Origin of the sequence: Streptomyces sp. 35G-GA-8, from assembly GCF_023534745.1 — a bacterium.
Lineage (GTDB): Bacteria > Actinomycetota > Actinomycetes > Streptomycetales > Streptomycetaceae > Streptomyces.
On record NZ_JAMHJQ010000021.1, the window covers coordinates 95,203 to 113,944 of the forward strand.

General features: G+C 71.0%; 13 protein-coding genes. 6 read left to right on the forward strand and 7 right to left on the reverse strand.

Features of this window, described 5'->3' with window-relative positions; all coding sequences use genetic code 11:
- Positions 1 to 53: 53 nt before the first annotated feature.
- From M1203_RS34800 to M1203_RS34825, 6 genes are all read right to left on the reverse strand, one after another.
- A complete protein-coding gene (locus M1203_RS34800) occupies positions 54 to 1,292 on the reverse strand; it encodes a YncE family protein (RefSeq protein ID WP_249953844.1) in 1,239 nt (412 codons plus the stop codon).
- Positions 1,292 to 2,122 carry a polysaccharide deacetylase family protein gene (locus M1203_RS34805; protein WP_249953845.1) on the reverse strand — a complete coding sequence of 277 codons (831 nt, stop codon included), beginning with the start codon at positions 2,120 to 2,122 and terminating at the stop codon, positions 1,292 to 1,294. Before M1203_RS34805 ends, M1203_RS34800 begins: the two co-directional genes overlap by 1 nt.
- 73 nt (positions 2,123 to 2,195) lie before the next feature.
- Positions 2,196 to 2,720, reverse strand: coding sequence for an ATP-binding protein (locus M1203_RS34810; protein WP_249953846.1), 525 nt, complete (start codon positions 2,718 to 2,720; stop codon positions 2,196 to 2,198).
- Positions 2,721 to 2,971: 251 nt separating this feature from the next.
- Positions 2,972 to 3,742, reverse strand: a complete 771-nt coding sequence (locus M1203_RS34815; protein WP_249953847.1) for an enoyl-CoA hydratase/isomerase family protein — start codon at positions 3,740 to 3,742, stop codon at positions 2,972 to 2,974.
- 116 nt (positions 3,743 to 3,858) lie between these two features.
- Positions 3,859 to 5,160, reverse strand: a complete 1,302-nt coding sequence (locus tag M1203_RS34820) for an Ig-like domain-containing protein (RefSeq protein ID WP_374404725.1) — start codon at positions 5,158 to 5,160, stop codon at positions 3,859 to 3,861.
- Positions 5,161 to 5,422: 262 nt separating this feature from the next.
- Complete coding sequence (locus M1203_RS34825; protein ID WP_249953874.1) at positions 5,423 to 6,589, reverse strand: Ig-like domain-containing protein; 1,167 nt, start codon at positions 6,587 to 6,589, stop codon at positions 5,423 to 5,425.
- 353 nt (positions 6,590 to 6,942) lie between these two features.
- Between M1203_RS34825 and glgX the strand changes: the two genes are divergently transcribed.
- The 4 genes from glgX to M1203_RS34845 all read left to right on the forward strand — a co-directional run bounded on the left by glgX (position 6,943) and on the right by M1203_RS34845 (position 14,188).
- On the forward strand, positions 6,943 to 9,150 hold the full coding sequence (glgX, locus tag M1203_RS34830; protein WP_374404738.1) for a glycogen debranching protein GlgX: 2,208 nt from the start codon (positions 6,943 to 6,945) through the stop codon (positions 9,148 to 9,150).
- Positions 9,151 to 9,200: 50 nt separating this feature from the next.
- A complete protein-coding gene (locus tag M1203_RS34835) occupies positions 9,201 to 11,045 on the forward strand; it encodes an ABC transporter ATP-binding protein (protein WP_249953850.1) in 1,845 nt (614 codons plus the stop codon).
- Positions 11,042 to 12,994: an ABC transporter ATP-binding protein gene (locus M1203_RS34840; RefSeq protein ID WP_249953851.1), complete on the forward strand. Its 1,953-nt coding sequence runs from the start codon at positions 11,042 to 11,044 to the stop codon at positions 12,992 to 12,994. Before M1203_RS34835 ends, M1203_RS34840 begins: the two co-directional genes overlap by 4 nt.
- 171 nt (positions 12,995 to 13,165) lie before the next feature.
- Positions 13,166 to 14,188, forward strand: a complete 1,023-nt coding sequence (locus M1203_RS34845; RefSeq protein WP_249953852.1) for an alcohol dehydrogenase — start codon at positions 13,166 to 13,168, stop codon at positions 14,186 to 14,188.
- A gap of 39 nt (positions 14,189 to 14,227) precedes the next feature.
- On the opposite strand, the gene M1203_RS34850 is transcribed toward M1203_RS34845, so the two are convergent.
- Complete coding sequence (locus M1203_RS34850) at positions 14,228 to 15,409, reverse strand: alpha/beta hydrolase (protein WP_249953853.1); 1,182 nt, start codon at positions 15,407 to 15,409, stop codon at positions 14,228 to 14,230.
- Positions 15,410 to 15,603: 194 nt separating this feature from the next.
- Between M1203_RS34850 and M1203_RS34855 the strand changes: the two genes are divergently transcribed.
- A complete protein-coding gene (locus M1203_RS34855) occupies positions 15,604 to 16,221 on the forward strand; it encodes a TetR/AcrR family transcriptional regulator (protein ID WP_249953854.1) in 618 nt (205 codons plus the stop codon).
- Positions 16,222 to 16,656: 435 nt separating this feature from the next.
- Entirely contained in the window at positions 16,657 to 18,693 is a 2,037-nt protein-coding gene (locus M1203_RS34860; protein WP_249953855.1) for a M4 family metallopeptidase, read from the forward strand.
- Positions 18,694 to 18,742 lie beyond the last annotated feature (49 nt).

The following is an 18,742-nucleotide window of genomic DNA, read 5'->3' on the forward strand; positions in this document are numbered from 1 at the left end:
ACAACCTTGCCCGCACACGTACGAGTTGGCGTCCGCCCGACGTCAACTCCGCGTCAGCGGAAGACTCCCGTGTGCCCCAGCGAGTAGCGGCCGGGCTGCGGGTAGACCGCCAGTCCGTGCGGGCCGCCGCCGACCGGGATCCGGGCGATCTGCTTACCGCTGCGTGTGTCGATCGCGTACACCTCGGAGTCGTAACGCCCCGCCAGCCACAGGACCTTGCCGTTTGCCGAGACGCCGCCCATGTCGGGGCTGCCGCCGTCCGGCAGATGCCACTTCTTCGCCAGCTTGTTCTTCGCGAAGTCGAAGACGGAGATGGTGCCCTCGCCTCGGTTGGAGATGTACATCTCCTTGGAATCCCGGCTGACATACAGGCCGTGGCAGCCCTCGCCCGTCGGCAGCAGCTTCGGGGTGGTGAACTTCTCGCCGTTCAGCACCCACACGCCGTGCGCCATCATGTCGGCGATGTAGAACGTCCTGCCGTCCGGCGAGATCTTCACGTCCTGCGGCATGGCTCCCTGGAAGGGCAGCTTCTGCTGGGCGATGACCTTCATCCGCTCCGTGTCGACCTTGAGGAGTTCACCGGAGAACTCGCACGAGACGATGAAGTACCGGCCGTCCGCCGAGAAGTCGGCGTGGTTGACGCCCGCGCAGGTGACCGGCTCGGTCTTCTTCACCCTCATGGTGTGCGGATCGCGGAAGACCAGCTGGCGGTCGAGCGAGGCCATGACGATGGCGTATCTGCCGTTGGGCGTGAAGTAGAGGTTGTACGGATCGTGTACGTCGACCGGCTCGCCCGCCTTTCCGGTGGCGGGGTCGATCGGAGTGAGCGTATGGCCGCGGTTGTTGTTGACCCAGAGGGTCTTCAGGTCCCAGGAGGGCACGACGTGCTGCGGCTGTCTGCCGACGTCGATGGTCTCGATGACCTTGTATGTCGCGGGGTCGATCACCGAGACCGTGTCGGAGTGGGTGTTGGGCACATACACCCGGGACGGGAAGCCCTTCACGATGGGCGAGAACATGCCGGGCCGGTCGGCGGCGTAGATGTCCTTGGGGTCGAGTACGGGTGGCATGCCCGGCAGTCCGGCCGGCACGCTCCGCTCGGGCACGACGGGCCGGGCGGCGGCCTTGGTCGCCTTCCGCTCCGGCTGCTCGGTGTCCGGGCTCGCGCAGCTCGCGAGCAGGGCGAGGGCGGCGGCCCCCAGCAGGGCGGTGGTCCGTCTGGTGATCCGCTCGGCGGCCCGCGGGGGAATCGGGGCGGGCCGCCCTGTGGTCCGTGGAGTGGGGGGAAGCATCAGGTCAGCAGCTCCGTGGTCGTCACCGCGCGCAGGCCGCGGCGTTCCAGTGCGTCGAGGAGGGCGGGCAGCGCGGCGACCGTGTCCGCGTAGCCGAAGTGCAGACTCACCACTGAGCCGTTGCGGATCTGTCCGGTGACGGTGCGGGTGACGGCCGCGGCGCCGGGCGAGGTGAAGTCGAGGGAGTCGACGTCGTACGACAGGACGTGCGGGTAGCCCGCCTTCCGTGCCAGCCGGAGGATGAGCGGGGTGGCGTGCTGGGTTCGGGAGGGGCGGAACCAGCTGCCGATGGAGCCGGTGAGCCTGCGCAGCCGCTGGGCGCAGCCGGTGATCTCCGCGTAGGCCGCGGCCTCGTCCAGTTCGGAGATGTCGATGTGGTGCAGTGTGTGGTTGCCGAGATCGTGGCCGCCGTCCAGGATCCGGCGGGCGAGGGCCGGATGCTCGTCGAGCCAGCCGCCCACGGCGAGGACGGTGATCCGGGCCCCGGCGCGTTCCGCCTCCCCCAGCACGGCCGTGGCGGTGGCGGGGTCGCCCTGGCCGTGGAAGGTGAGGGCGACCCGCGCGCGGTCGCGGGGGCCATGCGTGATCTCGGCGCCCTGCCCGGGGAACCGGCGTGGCTGGGGCGCGGTACGGGCGGCGGGCCGCCCGCTCCCGATGCTGGATCCGGCGGACGGCCCTGGCGGCGATCCGGGGTCCGAGCCGCGCGGCGGACCGGACGCCGAACCGGTGGGCGTGGCGGGGGCGCTGTCCGTACAGCCGGTGGCGAGGGCGCCCGCCACGGCCGCGCCGGCTCCGGCGCGCAGCGCACTGCGACGGTCGATCGGGATCACGCCCCCATTTAAGGGGGAAGGAGGGCGAAAGGTGACGATTGACCCGTTTAACGGGACGTACGGGTCGTCACCTTCAGGGCAGCTGGCGGTCGGAGACCCGCATCTCGAACCAGGTGGTCTTGCCGCGCGGCAGCAGATCCACCCCCCAGCGGTCGGAGAGCCTGTCCACCAGGAAGAGGCCGCGCCCGCTGGTGTCCATCTCGTGCACCGGCATCAGACACGGCAGCCCGCGCGAGGGGTCCCGCACCTCGATCCTGATCCAGCCGCGGCGGCGCAGCATCCGCAACCCGAAGACCCGGGCGCCGGTGTGCCGTACGGCGTTGCCGACGAGTTCCGAGACGAGCAGCACGGCGTGCTCGGCGGTCCCCGGCGAGAGCGCCCACTGCCTCAGCACCACACAGTGGGTGATCCGGCGGGCGGCGAGGGCGGATTCGGGGCGGGAGGGCAGACGGACTTCCGCCTCCGTCGGATTGCCGAACAATTCCAGCGCCTTGAGCGCCTGTTCGTCATCGGCGGACGGTATCCACCGCGTGGCGGCAGCGTCGCCGCGCTGCCGCGGTTGCTCCACACCCTCCAGGCCCGCCATGTCCCCCATCATGGCCGCCCTGAACCCTCCCGGGGGCCGTTCCGGGTGAATCGACCCCCCGGAATGAGTCATTCCAGGGGGCGCGAACGGCATATGCCAAGGGCAGAACTTGAGCTTGCACAACTCACTGACCTGCGATAACGACCCGCAATGGGGTGATCACCAAGAGCGATCACGGTAAATACCTTAAGGTTCTCTTAAGGTTGCGCTAAGCCGGGCGCCGGGTTGACGCCGCGCCCCGCTCCCGGCCAACAGGGCTGCTTTCAGAGGAACTTGGCCTTCCCGGGACCGTCCTCCACGAACGATCGCATGCCGCGCTCGCGGTCCTCCGTGGCGAAGAGGCCCGCGAACCAATTGCGTTCGATCGTAAGACCGGTCTCCAGATCCGTCTCCAGACCCGCGTCGACCGACTCCTTGGCGGCCCGCAGTGCGAGCGCGGGCCCCTGGGCGAGCTTCGCGGCCCAGGCGTGCGCCTGCTCGTACACCTCCTCCGGCGGGACCACCCGGTCGACCAGCCCGATCGCCAGCGCCTCGTCGGCCTTCACCTGACGGCCCGTGAAGATGAGGTCCTTGGCCTTGGACGGGCCGACCAGCCGCGCGAGCCGCTGTGTACCGCCGGCGCCCGGGATCAGCCCGAGCAGGATCTCGGGCTGGCCGAGCTTGGCGTTGGCCCCGGCGATCCGGAAGTCCGCGCAGAGGGCCAGCTCGCAGCCGCCGCCCAGCGCGTAGCCGGTGACCGCCGCGACGACGGGCTTGGGGATACGGGCGACGGCGGTGAACGACTCCTGGAGCGCCCGGGAGCGCGCGACCATCGCCGCGTGGTCCCACCCCCGCATCTCCTTGATGTCGGCGCCTGCCGCGAAGACCTTCTCGCCGCCGTACAGGATCACGGACCGTACGTCGTCGCGCCGGCCCGCCTCCTCGGCCAGCTCGCGCAGCCGGTCCTGGATGGAGGAGTCGAGTGCGTTCATCGGAGGGCGGTCGAGCCGGATCGTGCCGACGCCGCCGGAGACCTCAAGATTCACGAATGCCATGGGCGCAGGTTAACCGGCGCTAACCGGCACCGATACGCGGACGGGCCCAGTGCGCCTGATCGCGGCGCACCGGGCCCGTATCTCCCGGGAGGAAGTGGTGGAAATCGACGGACGTCCTACTTGATCCACTCCGACCAGGACATGTTCCAGCCATTGAGGCCGTTGTCCGGGGCGATCTGCTTGTCCTTCGAGTTCTTCACGATCACCACGTCACCGATGAGCGAGGAGTTGTAGAACCACGCCGACGGGGTGCCGTTGTTCCCGCCGCCGCGAATGTCCCGCAGCCCGACACAGCCATGGCTGACATTCGCGGAGCCGAACGTGCCCGCGGAAGCCCAGTAGTTGCCATGGACGAAGGTGCCCGACGTGGACAGCCGCATCGCGTGCGGCACGTCCTTGATGTCGTACTCGCCGCCGAAGCCCACCGTCGCGCCGTTCATCCTGGTCACCTCGTACTTCTCGCTGATGACCATCTGACCGTTGTACGTGGTGGTCGCCGGGGCGCCCGCGGTGATCGGGATGTTCTTGATCTGCTTGCCGTCCCGTACGACCTTCATCGTCTTGGCGCTCGCGTCGACGGTGGAGACCTGGCTGCGGCCGATCGTGAACCGCACGGACTTCGCCTGCTCGCCGTAGACCCCGGGGCGGCCCTCGACACCGTCCAGGTTGAGCTTCACGGTCACCTTCGTACCCGGCGCCCAGTACTTCTCGGGGCGGAAGTCGAGGCGGTCGTTGCCGAACCAGTGGCCCTCGATCGGCACGGACGGCTCGGCCGTGACCGTGATGGCCTTCTCCACCGCCTCGGGCGCGGTGATGCCCCGGGTGAAGTTGATCGAGACCGGCATGCCGACCCCGACCGTGGATCCGTCCTCGGGCGTGTAGTGGCCGATGAAGGTGTTCTTCGGGACGAGCGTGGTGAAGGTGGTGTCCTTGGCCGACTCCCGGCCCTCGGCGTCCTTGGCGATCGCGTGCACCTTGTACTTGGTGGCGCCGGCCAGATGCTGGAGCGGCTCCCAGCCCGTGCCGTCGGCGGTCAGCTTGCCCTCGACCGGATTGCCCTTGTCGTCCTGGACGGTGACCGTGGTCAGCTTGCCCTTGGCGGCCGAGACCTTGAGGGCGCCCGTGGTCGCCACGGCCTTCGCCTCGTCCTTCGGGGCGATCGTCACGACGGCCACCGACGCCGCGTTCTCGACCTTCCCCGCGCCCTCGCCGTTCTTGTCACCGTCGCCCGCGCCGGAACCCCCGCCCCCGCCACACGCCGTGACGACCAGGAGGAGCGCACCGAGCATCAGTGCCAGCAGCCCCGTTCCGCCGTTTCCCCTTCGTCCCGTTCGCCGTTCCGTTCGCCGCTCCGGGCTCTCGCCCAGCGGCGCCCGGTCCGACCCGGCCGATGTCCCCGATATCGGCAGCCCATTCACTTCGGTCGTCTCCCCTCGCACGGCCTGGCCCCGCCACGGCCCGCACTCCCGCGCGTCGAGTGCACGCGCTCGCGACAGATAATCACACCGCGAGCCTTACGGTGCTCTCGCGTCTGTCACCATTCCGTCCCAACAGGCCGGGACGGCGCAGGTCATACGGGCCGTACGAGGGGCCGGCCCGTCCGGGGCCGGGGGCCGCGCCGAGGAGTTGGCCAACGACGGCCGCGGCTTCGGGGCTTCGCGACGTCGGGGCTTCGCGGCTTCAGCCGGCGGTGAGGGCCGAACCCGCCTTCCACCGCTTCCAGTCGAGGTTCCAGCCACCGAGACCGTTGTCGGGAGCGACCGTACGGTCATGGGAGTTGACCACCTGCACGACATCGCCGATCAGGGTCCGGTCGAAGAACCAGCCGGCCGGGGTGTCGGGGCCGCCGCCCTTCACGTCCCGCAGGCCGACACAGCCATGGCTGACGTTCTGGGAGCCGAACGTGTCGGCGGGCGCCCAGTAGTTGCCGTGCAGAAACGTCCCGGACGTGGTGAGCCGTACCGCGTGCGGCACGTCCTTGATGTCGTACTCACCGCCGAAGCCGACCGTCCTGCCGTTCATGCGGGTGACGTCGTACAACTCGGTGACCACCATCTTCCCGTTGTAGGTGGTGGTCTTGGCCGCGCCCGCGGTGATCGGCACGGTCGAGACCAGCTCACCGTCGCGCCGTACCTCCATGGTGTGCTCCTCGGCGTCGACCACCGAGACCTGGGACCGGCCGATGGTGAAGCCGACGGTCTTCTCCTGGATGCCGAACACCCCCGGCGCGGCCTGGACGTCCCGCAGGGCCAGCTCGATCGTGACCTCCGTGCCCGGCTCCCAGTACTCGCGCGGCCGGAAGTCGAGCCGGTCGTGGCCGAACCAGTGCCCGGCGATGTCCACCGGCGGGTCCGCCGTCACGGTGATGGCGCGCTCGACGGCCTCGCGGTCCTGGATCCTCCGGTTGAAGTCGAAGGAGATGATCATGCCGGTGCCGACGGTGGCGCGGTTCTCCGGGGAGAAGTAGCCGATGAACCGGTCGGTGGGGACCGCCGTCGTGAAGGTGGAGTGGCGCGCCGAGCGGCGGCCCGCGGCGTCCACGGCCACGGCGTCGACGCTGTACTTGGCGGCGAGCGCGATCCGCGCGCCGCTCTCCGGTGTCCAGGACCGGCCGTCCGCGGAGATCCGTCCGCGCAGCTCGGTGGGTTGCGCGTCCTCCACCTGGACGACCTTGACGCGCTCCAGCCGGCCGTCCGGCACCCGCACCTCGATCGGGTCGGACCGGCCGATGCCCTTCGCCCCGTCCTCGGGGGTGATCCGGATCGTGTCCCCGGGAGCGCGCGACTTGCCCTCTGTGAACGACTCGGTGCCCGTGCATCCCGCCAGGCCGGCCAGCAGCCCGGTCATCAGTCCTGCCCATGTCAGAACGGCGGCCACGCCGGTCCCTGCCCGCTTGGGGTCTGTCCGCTTCAGTACGTGTCTCACGTCCCGCCCAACGACCACGCCCCTCCGGTGGAAACGTGAGGGCGGGCCCTCTTGCGGGCAGAACAGGTGGGAGGACCACGCGAGGGGAGCCACGGCCGGGACGTCGTGCGCCCGATCCGCGAGGCCGACGAGCCGCGGGAGGCCGGTCAGTGGCGAGCGCAGCCGAGCAGAAGGCAGTGCAGGAGAGGCGGAAGGAGGCGGGCGGGGCGAAGGGCATCGGAACGGGCGTCGGAGCCGGCCCCGGAACGGGCGTCGGGCCCGGCCCCGGAACGGGCATCGGACCCGGCGTCGCGGGCAACGGCCACCGCCGCGAGCCCGCCGCCCCGGGGCCCGTGGTCTGGCCGGGCGCGCCGACGCCGCTGGGGGCGCGCTACCGAGTGGGCCCCGACGGCGTGGCGGGCACCAACTTCGCGCTCTGGGCGGGCGGCGCCGAGGCGGTCGAGGTCTGTCTCTTCGACGACAGCGGCGCCGAGACCCGGCTGTCGCTGACCGAGCTGACCCATGAGATCTGGCACGGCTTCGTGCCCGGCGTCCGGCCGGGACAGCGGTACGGATTCCGGGTGCACGGCCGCTGGGACCCCTGGACGGGTGCCCGCTGGAATCCGGCGAAGCTGCTGCTCGACCCGTACGCCCGCGCGGTGGACGGAGACTTCGCGCTGCCCCCGGAGGTCTACGGCCATGTACGGGACTGGCCGCAGCGGGAGGTGGCCGACACCGTACGGGACAGCCGCGACTCCGCCCCGTACGTCCCCAAGGGGGTCGTCGTCCATGACGGCGCGCCCGACGACGAGTGGGCCGACGACCGCCGGCCCAAGACGCCCTGGGCCGATTCGGTCATCTACGAGCTGCATGTGCGGGGCTTCACCCAACTGCACCCGGGGATCCCGGAGGAGCTGCGCGGTACGTACGCGGGGCTCGCGCATCCGGCGGCCATCGGCCATCTGCGGCGGCTCGGGGTGACGGCGGTGGAGCTGCTGCCCGTACACCAGTTCGCGCACGAGGACCATCTGCTGCGGCGCGGGCTGCGCAACTACTGGGGCTACAACTCCATCGGCTACTTCGCGCCGCACTCGGGCTACGCGGCGAGCGGCACGCGGGGACAGCAGGTCGCGGAGTTCAAGGAGATGGTGCGGGCGCTGCACGCCGCGGGGATAGAGGTCATCCTCGACGTGGTCTACAACCACACCGCGGAGGGCGGGGAGCAGGGGCCGACCCTGTCCCTGCGCGGTATCGACAACCGCGGCTACTACCGGCTGCCGGCCGACGCGCGCCGATATACGGACTACACGGGCTGCGGCAACACCCTCCATGTGGTCCAGCCCCAGGTGCTGCGGCTGATCACCGACTCACTGCGCTACTGGGTGACGGAGATGGGCGTCGACGGCTTCCGCTTCGATCTGGCGGCGGCCCTGGCGCGCTCCATGCACGACGTCGACATGCTCTCGCCGTTCCTCGCGGTGATCGCCCAGGACCCGGTGCTGCGCCGGGTGAAGCTGATCGCCGAGCCCTGGGACGTGGGCAACGGCGGCTATCAGGTCGGATCGTTCCCGCCGCTGTGGACGGAGTGGAACGACCGCTACCGCGACGCCGTGCGGGACTTCTGGCGCGGCGCCCTGCCCGACGTACGGGATCTCGGCTACCGGCTGTCCGGGTCCAGCGATCTGTACGCGTGGGGCGGCCGGCGGCCGTACGCCTCGATCAACTTCGTCACCGCGCACGACGGCTTCACGCTGCGCGATCTGGTGTCGTACGAGCGGAAGCACAACGAGGCCAACGGCGAGGGCAACAGGGACGGGACGCATGACAACCGCGCCTGGAACTGCGGAGTGGAGGGCGAGACGGACGACGCCGCGGTCAACGCCCTGCGCCGGCGGCAGTCGCGCAATCTGCTCACCACCCTGCTGGTCTCGACGGGCGTGCCGATGCTGGTCGCGGGCGACGAGATGGGCCGTACGCAGCGCGGCAACAACAACGCGTACTGCCAGGACGGCCCGGTCAGCTGGCTGGACTGGTCGCTGCTGGAGAGCCCGGGCGGGCAGGGGCTGCACGCACTGACCGCCCGGCTGCTCGCCCTGCGCCACGCCCATCCCGTGCTGCGCCGCCGCGCGTTCTTCTCCGGCCGTCCACAGGCCCCGGACGGGCTGCGCGACCTGGCGTGGTTCACCCGTCGGGGCTCGGAGATGACGGAGGAGGACTGGTACGCGCCGGCCTCGACGCTCGGGCTCTTCCTGTCCGGGCGGGACATCCCGGGCCGGGACGCGCGCGGCGAGAAGATCACGGACGACAGCTTCCTGACCATCCTGCACGCGGCCGGGCGGCCGGTGGAGTTCGTGCTGCCGGGGGCCCCCTGGGCGCGCGCGTACGAGGTGGTGGTGGACACCACCCGGGAGGAGCAGACGGAGGCGCCGGGCACGGTGTACGAGGGCGGAGCGACGGTCACGGTCCCGGCGCGGGCGGTGCTGCTCCTCAGGGTGCGGGGGTGAGGGGAAAACCACATGAGCGATGTCAGTGGTGAACCGTAGGCTCGCCCCTGATGTCCGAAACACATGCAGCCACCAAGAACCGGTCCTCCGTTCGCTCTCTGCTGCGGCTGTGGCCGTACGTACGACCGGTGCGCGTACGTCTGTTCAGTGCGGCATTTGTCGCGATCTTCGCTTCCTGTCTCGGGCTGGTGTTCCCCCTCGTACTGAAGTGGATGGTGGACGGTCCTGTCGCGGACCGGGACACCGGGGGAATCTGGCTCGGGGCGCTGCTCCTGCTGGTGCTGGGAATCGTCGAGGCGGTCCTCTTCGGTTTCCGCCGGTGGCTGGTGGCGCGACCGCTGGCCGGTGTGGAGGCGGCGATGCGGGCGGATCTCTACCGGCATCTGCAACGGCTGCCGGTGGCGTTCCATGACCGGTGGCCATCGGGTCAGCTGCTGTCGCGCGGCACGACGGACCTGATGCTGCTGCGGATGTTCCTGGCGTTCCCGCTGACGTTTCTGCTGGTCAACGCGACGACGATCCTGGTGGGTTTTCTGATCCTGCTGATCCAGGACTGGTCGCTCGGGCTGGTGCTGATGATCCCGGTGGTACCGCTGGTCATCGTCTGTTCGTACTTCGAGTCGCGGTTCGCGCTGGTCGCGCGCCGGGCGCAGGACCAAGTGGGCGATCTGACGACGGTGGTCGAGGAGGGTGTGCTCGGCATCCGGATCATCAAGGGCTTCGGCCGCCACCGCAGCCAGTCCCTCGCGTTCCGGGCGCTCACCCAGCGGCTGCGCGCGACAGAGCTGGAGAAGGCGCGGCTGCTGGCGGGCGTCTGGGCCGTGATCATGGCCATTCCCGAACTGGCCGTCGCCGCCGCGCTGGTGCTTGGCACGATCCAGGTCGCGGACGGCGGGCTCTCGACCGGCACGCTGGTCGCCTTCCTGTCGACGGCGCTGGCGCTGCGGTGGCCGGTGGAGTCGATCGGGTTCATGCTCGCGATGAGCCAGGAGTCCGCGACGGCGACCGAGCGGTTCTTCGAGGTCATGGACGTACGGGAGGAAGAGGAGGACGCGCCGGGGAGCGCGTCGGGAGGGACCTCGGATCACGGGGCCGGGCGCGGGCTGCGCTTCGAGGGCGTCTCGTTCCGCTACCCGGACGCCGAGGCGGGCTCCACGCCCGTCCTGGACCGTATCGATCTGCACATCGGGCCAGGCGAGACGATGGCCATCGTCGGGGCCACCGGTTCGGGCAAGACCACGCTGACCGCCCTCGTACCGCGACTGCACGAAGTGACCGCCGGGCGGATCACGCTGGACGGCGAGGACATCGCGCTGATGCCGCGCGAGCGGCTGCGGGAGCTGGTGTCGGTGGCGTTCGAGGAACCGACGCTGTTCTCGGCGACCGTCGGGGAGAACGTGCTGATGGGCGCGGAGAACGCCGACGAGGACGCGCTGCGGCGTGCGCTGGACGTGGCCCAGGCGGGGTTCGTCGAGGATCTGCCGCAGGGGACCGGGACGGAGGTCGGCGAGCAGGGACACAGCCTCTCCGGCGGCCAGCGCCAACGGCTGGCGCTGGCACGGGCGGTGGTCGGCCGGCCGCGCTTCCTCGTGCTCGACGATCCGCTGTCCGCGCTGGACGTCCATACGGAAGCGCTGGTGGAGACCGCGCTGCGGCAGGTGCTCCGGGAGACCACGGCGCTGGTGGTGGCGCACCGGCCGTCCACGGTGCTGCTCGCCGACCGGGTGGCGCTGATGTCGGGGGGCCGGATCGCCGCCGTCGGCACCCATCAGGAGCTGCTGCGCAGCAGCGAGGAGTACGCGTGGCTGATGTCCGGGACGGAACGGGATCCCGGGGCCGGATCCGGAGCCGAAGCCGAAGCCGCTTCCGGGCCTGTTGAGGAGAGCATCCGATGACGACATCGACCACCACGGGCCAGGGCGCCCCGGGCCCGGACGCGAACGGCCCGGTCGAGCCGGGTGGCAAGGGCTCCCCCACGCCGCCGGCCGCGCCCGATGCCGTCGAGGCACACGCCACCCAGGCCCACGCCGCACAGGCCCACACCGCAGACGCCGACGACCCGTTCGGCCAGGACGCCCTGCCCGCGCCCCCCGGCGCGACCGGCGCCCTGCTGCGGTCCCTGCTGAAGGTCAGGCGCGGGCGGGTCGCGCTGGCCGCGCTGCTCCTGCTGCTCCAGCAGGCCGCCTCCCAGGCGGGCCCGCTGATCGTCGCGTACGCCATCGACCGCGGTGTGCCCGCCTTCCGCGACGGCGACAACGGGCCGCTGTACGCCGTCGGAGCGGGGTATCTGATCTGCGCGCTGGGCTCGGGGGCGTTCCAGTACGCCTTCATCCGGGTCTCGGCCCGGGTCAACCAGGACGTACTGCTCGATCTGCGCGGCCGGATCTTCCGCCATGCCCAGGCGCTGAGCCTGGACTTCCACGAGCGCTACACCTCCGGGCGGCTGATCTCCCGGTCGACGACCGATGTGGAGTCACTGCGCGAGCTGCTCGGCGAGGGCCTTCAGGAACTCATCGGGGTGGTGCTGGCCTTCGCGTACATCTCGGCGATGCTGCTCTATCTGGACCTGGGGATCGGATCGCTGGCGGTGCTCTCCTTCGTACCGCTGTATCTGCTGGTGCGGCTCTATCAGCGGCGGGCGGGGATCGTCTTCGGCCTGCGCTCCACCGCGATCGCGGCCGTGATCGTGAAGTTCGCGGAGACGATGAACGGCATCAGGCCGGTGCGGGCGTTCCGCCGCGAGCGCGCCAATGACAGGGACTTCCACGCGCTCAACCACCGCCATGAGCACAGCAACGGCGACGCGCTGCTGGAGATGGCCCGGTATGTGGTCGGCTCCCGTTTCGTCGCCAACACCGCCGTCGCCGCGATCGTCCTGTGGGCCGCCTACCGGGTGGCGGACGGCACGCTCGCGCTGGGTGTGCTGGCCGCGGCGGTGCTGTATCTGCGCAGGCTGTACGACCCGATCGACCGGCTGGGGATGTTCCTCAACTCGTACCAGTCGGCGGCGGCCTCGATGGAGAAGATCGCGGGCCTGCTGGCCCAGACGCCCTCGGTACCCGAGGCGTCGAACCCCCGGACGCTGCCCGCGCTCACCGGCGAGTTCCCGGGCCGGGAGGCCGTCTTCGACGGGGTGGGCTTCGCGTACCGCACGGGCGGCGAGGTCCTGCCCCGCTTCGATCTGACGATCCCGGCGGGCCAGACGGTCGCGGTCGTGGGCTCGACGGGCGCCGGCAAGTCGACGCTGGCGAAGCTGCTGGCGCGGTTCTACGACCCGACGGAGGGCCGGATCCTCCTCGACGGCGTCGATCTGCGCGAGCTGGACACCCCCGAGCTGCGGCGTGGAGTGGTGATGGTGACCCAGGAGGCGTTCCTGTTCTCCGGCACGGTCGCCGAGAACATCGCCCTGGGCCGCCCGGACGCCTCCCGCGAGGACATCGAAGGCGCGGCGAAGGCCATCGGCGCCCATGAGTTCATCAGCGGCCTGCCCGACGGCTACGACACGGACGTGCGCAAGCGCGGTGGCCGCATCTCCGCGGGCCAGCGCCAACTCGTCGCCTTCGCCCGCGCGCTGCTGGCGAATCCGGCGGTCCTGATCCTCGACGAGGCGACCAGCTCCCTCGACATCCCGGGCGAGCGCGCGGTGCAGCGCGCGATGGACACGGTCCTGCGCGGCCGTACGGCGGTGGTCATCGCGCACCGCCTGTCGACGGTCGAGATCGCGGACCGGGTGCTGGTGATGGAACACGGCCGCATCGTCGAGGACGGCGCCCCCGCGGACCTGATCGCCGGCACGGGCCGCTTCGCGGGCCTCCATCGAGCCTGGCGCGACAGCCTGGCCTGACGGAAACCGGGCCCGGGACAAGGACCCGCTGGACCGCGCCGGTCCGCCACGGGGGAACTCGCCTGCTTCACTCGGCGCGCGTGACCGGGTCCGAGCTGGTCTGCTGGTTCGGGGGGCTTCGCTTCCCCGTACCCCTCCGTTCCGTACCCCTCCGCCCCCGGAGAGATCCAGATGAGCACCTACCGAGTCGCGCAGGTCGCCTCCGCCGACGGGCCGTTCGAGATCGTCGAGCGTGAGGTCCCGCGGCCGGGGCCAGGGGAGGTGCGGGTGGCCGTGGACGCCTGCGGGGTCTGTCACAGCGACAGCGCTTTCGTGGGGGGCCTCCTGCCGGGCGTGCGGTTTCCGGTGGTCCCCGGGCACGAGATCGCCGGACGGATCGAGGAGTTGGGCGACGGGACGCGGAGTGGCTGGCAGGTGGGAGAACGCGTGACGGTGGGGTGGTTCGGCGGCAGCTGCCACCACTGCGTGCCGTGCCGGCAGGGCGACTTCATCGTGTGCGAGAACCTGAAGGTCCCCGGATGGACGTACGACGGCGGTTTCGCCGAGTCGGTCATCGCGCCGGCCGACGCCCTGGCCCGGATCCCCGACGGGCTGGCGGCGACGGACGCGGGTCCCATGGCCTGCGCGGGGGTGACCACCTTCAACGGACTGCGGCGCAGCTCCGCGCGGCCGGGCGACCTGGTCGCCGTACTGGGCATCGGCGGTCTCGGCCATCTGGGGGTGCGGTACGCCGTCGCGATGGGCTTCGAGACCGTGGCCATCGCCCGCGGGGCCGCCAAGGAGGACTTCGCCAGAGAGCTCGGGGCGCACCACTACATCGACAGTACGGCGGACACCCCGGTCGCGGACGCGCTGCGGTCACTCGGCGGCGCGAAGGTCGTCCTCGCGACCGCCGCCAACGCCGAAGCCGTCACGGCGACCGTGGACGGGCTGTCCCACCGGGGCGAGCTGGTCCTCATCGGCGCGGCCCCCGAGCCGATGAGCATCACCTCGGGCCAGCTCCTGATGAGCGGCAGGATCATTCGCGGCCATCCCTCGGGCACCGCTCAGGACGTGCAGGACACCATGGAGTTCAGTGTCCTGCACGGGATCCGCCCGATGATCGAGGTCATGCCGCTGGACCGGACGGCCGAGGCGTACGACCGGATGCTCTCCGGCGCCGCCCGCTTCCGGATGGTGCTCACCCCCCACTGACGCGCGCCCCGGCCCCGATCTCGCTTCTTCCCTCACCCGTCAGGGGTTGTTGAACCGCACCTCCGGGTCGGCCGCCGTCGGGCCGTCCAGCAGGGACCTCGGGATGCCCCTCAGGTGCTGGTCGAAGAAGGCCCCGGCGTACGCGCGGGTGAGGTCGATCGAGCGCTCCCCGGAGAGCTCCGGCGTGGGCAGCCCGAACTCCTCGGCGAGCAACGGGGCGTCGGTGAAGGTGAAGTGGTCCGAGCCCGCGAGGGTCAGCCAGCGCTTCCAGCCGTCCAGGCGCTCCCAGGCCGTGTCCCAGCTGTCGTCCTCGCCGCCGGGATGGTGGAGCACTTCGGTGCCCAGCATCATGAAGGGGCGGCCGTCGAGCCCTTCGGGGGGTACGGAACCGTGGAAGGACCCGTCCATGTTGATGCCCGCCCGAACGCGGCTGTCGCCCGCCATGGCGGATCCCGCGCTCGCGCCCCCGAGCGAGTGGCCGGCCATGCCGATCCGCTTCTTGTCGATGAGGTGCGCGTACCGCCAGGCAGGCGAGCTCCCGGTCAGCCGGTCCAGGAGGAAGGACACGTCCTGGGCGCGGACCGTGGTGGCGACGCCGTAGTCCTCGGTTTCCCTGAGCTTGTCGCAGGCGACACAGGTCAGCGTCCGGCCGCCCGGGAAGGCCGCGCCCGCGGACTCGTAGGCGTGGTCCAGGGCGGCGACCACATACCCGCGGCTCGCCAGATCCTCCGCGAGGGCGGTGAGGGTGAAGCGGGAGACGGTGAAGCCCGGGGAGAGCACCACTAGGGGATGCGAACCGCCTTCTGAGGGGCGGGCGTTGACACGGCTGTGTACACCGGTCGCGCTCAGTGTCTCCGGCGGAACGGTGGCGTCCAGGTTCTGGGACTCAATGAGCAGCCGGATCTCCTCGGTGGTCGCGTACCGGGCCGGCGTGCCCGTACCGGCCCGCGCCGGGTAGTACAGGGTGACCATCAGTTCACGCGCGCCCGCTTCCGGCACCCAGGGGTCGGGGCGGGAGTGGTCCGTGAGGTGCAGCGAGTGCCGGCCGACCGCGTACGGGCCGGTGGGCCGGGGCAGTTGGGGCGTCTCGGCCCTGGCCACGGAACCGGGCGCGGCGGGCGCGGTGACGGGTAAGGGTGCCGGTAGCGCCGAGGCGGTACCTGCCGCGACGACCGGGAGCGCGAGTGCCGCGGCGGTCGCCGTACGGTGAAGTCGCTTCATGCCCCAGACGCTAGGCGAGCGGCCGGACCGGCGCGTCCGACCACGGGCCGACCCGTCCCTGACTCCCGCCCCACCCCAGGGTCCGCCGGACTCAGGGTCCGCCGGACTCGGGGTCGCGCCACCCGTGGTCAAACGCCCCGCTCCTCGTCGGCGGGGGGCACTGGAGCGAACGCTCCACCCGATAGCCTGATCCGATGAAGACCACCGCTCGGCACCACTCGGACGGCGATCCGGAGGCCACCCTCGGCACCCGCGAACGGGTCGTCAGGGCCGCCTCGCGGCTGATGCAGCGACAGGGGTACGACGGGTCCGGGATCAAGCAGATCGCCCAGGAGGCCAACGCCACACTGGGCTCCATCTACCACTTCTTCCCCGGCGGGAAGCAGGAGTTGGCCGTCGCCGCGATCGAGCACGGCGACCGGGAGTTCGCCACGATCCTGCGCGAGGTGCTGGCCGGCGAGCCGGACCCGGCCCGGGCGGTCGTCGCCTGCGCCGAGGGCCTCGCGACCGGCCTGCGCGCCTCGGACTGGATCGACGGCTGCCCGGTCACGGCCACCGCCCTGGGAACGGCCGGCCGCGCACCGGACATCCAGCGGGCCGCCGCGCTGGCCTTCGCGCACTGGCGCGGGCTCGTGACCGACGCGCTCCGCCGCGCCGGGATCCCCGACGAGGACGCCCAGGACCTGGGACATACGGTGATCAGCACGCTGGAGGGCGCCGAGTTCGCGGCTCAGGTGTCCAGGAGCGACGAACCGCTGCGTACGGCGGGTGCGCATCTCGCCCGGCTGATCACCTCGTACCGACCCGCCTAGGACGTGCCAAAGGGTCGGGGGGTCCGGCATCGGAGGGGCCGGGAGGCACGCCCACGGGCCGTGTCCGCTCCGTACAACCGATGGTACGAAACGAGCCACGATCCGCAGTGATCGCGTCACGGCACATCGGCCCCTCGCACCACACCCCGTTCACAATCCACAACAGCGCGAGCCGCCCGCCGGATCTCCGCACCCTGTCCGGATCCGGCTACCGCGAACCCCCGGAAACACCACCGCAATGATCGACGAAACGTCCGCTTAACGAACAAGGCCATTCGGGCAGCGAACGAATTCCGGCCAACTTGTTGACGCGCTCCTGACAGCCAGCCGTCACGCCTGCCACTCTTCCCCCGTTCTCCGCACCACCTTGCTCCGCGTGCACTGTCCGGACGGCCCACCGAGCTGCCCGGTACCCCCCTCGCAGAAGGAGTTCGCGTGAGACCCACGCTCAGCCGCCGCGCCACCGCGACCGGCGCTCTGATCGCCGCAGCAGCTCTTCTCACCGTCGGTGTCCAGGCCGGCACCGCCAGCGCCCAGCCGGACAGCGCGCCCGCCGCGCCCGTCGCCGGCAAGGCCGACCCCGGAGCGCTGCCGCGCACCCTCTCCCCCGCACAGCGCACCGCGCTGATACGCGAGGCCGACGCGTCCAAGGCGGCCACCGCCAAGGAACTCGGCCTCGGCGCACAGGAGAAGCTCGTCGTCCGCGATGTCGTCCAGGACGTCGACGGCACCACGCACACCCGGTACGAGCGCACCTACCAGGGCCTTCCGGTCCTCGGTGGTGACCTCGTCGTCGCCGCGACGAAGGCGGGCACGACCCAGTCCGTCAGCAAGGCGTCCGCCGCCGCGCTGAAGAACGTCGCCACCACGGCCGAGGTCGCGCCGGCCGTCGCCGAGAAGCAGGCGCTCGGCGCCGCCGCCGCGGACGGTTCGAAGAAGACCGAGGCCGAGCGCGCGCCGCGCAAGGTGGTCTGGATGGCGCAGGGTTCACCGACCCTCGCCTACGAGACCGTCGTCGGCGGACTCCAGGACGACGGCACCCCCAACGAGCTGCATGTCGTCACCGACGCCGCCACCGGCAAGAAGCTGTACGAGTGGCAGGCCGTCAACAACGGCGTCGGCAACACCCAGTACAGCGGTCAGGTCACCCTCGGCTCCACCCAGTCGGGGTCGACGTACAACCTGACCGACGGCGGTCGCGGCAACCACAGGACGTACAACCTGAACCGCGGCACCTCGGGCACCGGCACGCTCTTCTCGAACTCCACCGACACCTGGGGCAACGGCACCCCGTCCAACCTGGAGACCGCGGGCGCCGACGCCGCCTACGGCGCCGGGGAGACCTGGGACTACTTCAAGAACGTGCACGGCCGCAGCGGCATCCGCGGTGACGGCGTCGGCGCGTACTCCCGGGTCCACTACGGCAACAACTACGTCAACGCGTTCTGGCAGGACAGCTGCTTCTGCATGACGTACGGCGACGGATCGGGCAACGCCAAGCCGCTGACCTCCATCGACGTGGCCGCGCACGAGATGTCCCACGGCGTCACCGCCGCCACCGCCGGTCTGATCTACAGCGGCGAGTCCGGCGGTCTGAACGAGGCCACCTCCGACATCTTCGCCGCGGCGGTCGAGTTCTACGCCAACAGCCCGCAGGACCCGGGTGACTACCTGGTCGGCGAGAAGATCGACATCAACGGCAACGGCACCCCGCTGCGCTACATGGACAAGCCGAGCAAGGACGGCGCGTCCAAGGACTACTGGTACTCCGGCATCGGCAACATCGATGTCCACTACTCCTCGGGCCCGGCGAACCACTGGTTCTACCTGCTCTCCGAGGGCAGCGGCGCCAAGGTCGTCAACGGTGTCTCGTACGACTCCCCGACCTCCGACGGTCTGCCGGTGACCGGCATCGGCCGGGCGAAGGCCGAGCAGATCTGGTTCAAGGCGCTCACCACGAAGTTCACCTCCACGACCAACTACGCGGCGGCCCGCACCGGCACGCTCGCGGTCGCCGGTGAGCTGTACGGCACCACCAGCCCCGAGTACACCGCCGTCGCGAACGCCTGGGCGGGTATCGCGGTCGGCACCCGCCCCGGTGGTGGCGGCGGGGGCGGCACGGTCTTCGAGAACACCGGAGCGGTGGCCATCCCGGACAACGGCGCGGCGGTGACCTCCTCGATCAACGTCACCGGCATCACGGGCAACGCCCCGACCAACCTCCTGGTCGGCGTGGACATCACGCACACCTGGCGCGGTGACCTGGTCATCGACCTGGTCGCGCCGGACGGCACCGCGTACCGGCTGAAGAACTCCAGCGGCAGCGACTCCGCGGACAACGTCGTGGAGACCTTCTCCGTGAACGCCTCGTCCGAGGTGGCCAACGGCACCTGGCAGCTGAGGGTCCAGGATGTCGCGGCGCAGGACACGGGCCGTATCAACAGCTTCAAGCTCACCTTCCCGACGAGCTGAGCCGCGGGACCCTGCGATCGGCGGACCGCCCGGGGTGTGACGACACCCC

What these genes read in the sequence shown, in the direction of transcription:
- M1203_RS34800 (WP_249953844.1), bottom strand. Translation starts at nt 1,292, where the DNA reads ATGCTTCCCCCCACTCCACGGACCACAGGGCGGCCCGCCCCGATTCCC.
- M1203_RS34825 (WP_249953874.1), bottom strand. Translation starts at nt 6,589, where the DNA reads ATGACCGGGCTGCTGGCCGGCCTGGCGGGATGCACGGGCACCGAGTCG.
- M1203_RS34855 (WP_249953854.1), top strand. Translation starts at nt 15,604, where the DNA reads ATGAAGACCACCGCTCGGCACCACTCGGACGGCGATCCGGAGGCCACC.
- M1203_RS34845 (WP_249953852.1), top strand. Translation starts at nt 13,166, where the DNA reads ATGAGCACCTACCGAGTCGCGCAGGTCGCCTCCGCCGACGGGCCGTTC.
- M1203_RS34810 (WP_249953846.1), bottom strand. Translation starts at nt 2,720, where the DNA reads ATGATGGGGGACATGGCGGGCCTGGAGGGTGTGGAGCAACCGCGGCAG.
- M1203_RS34815 (WP_249953847.1), bottom strand. Translation starts at nt 3,742, where the DNA reads ATGGCATTCGTGAATCTTGAGGTCTCCGGCGGCGTCGGCACGATCCGG.
- M1203_RS34835 (WP_249953850.1), top strand. Translation starts at nt 9,201, where the DNA reads ATGTCCGAAACACATGCAGCCACCAAGAACCGGTCCTCCGTTCGCTCT.
- M1203_RS34840 (WP_249953851.1), top strand. Translation starts at nt 11,042, where the DNA reads ATGACGACATCGACCACCACGGGCCAGGGCGCCCCGGGCCCGGACGCG.
- M1203_RS34850 (WP_249953853.1), bottom strand. Translation starts at nt 15,409, where the DNA reads ATGAAGCGACTTCACCGTACGGCGACCGCCGCGGCACTCGCGCTCCCG.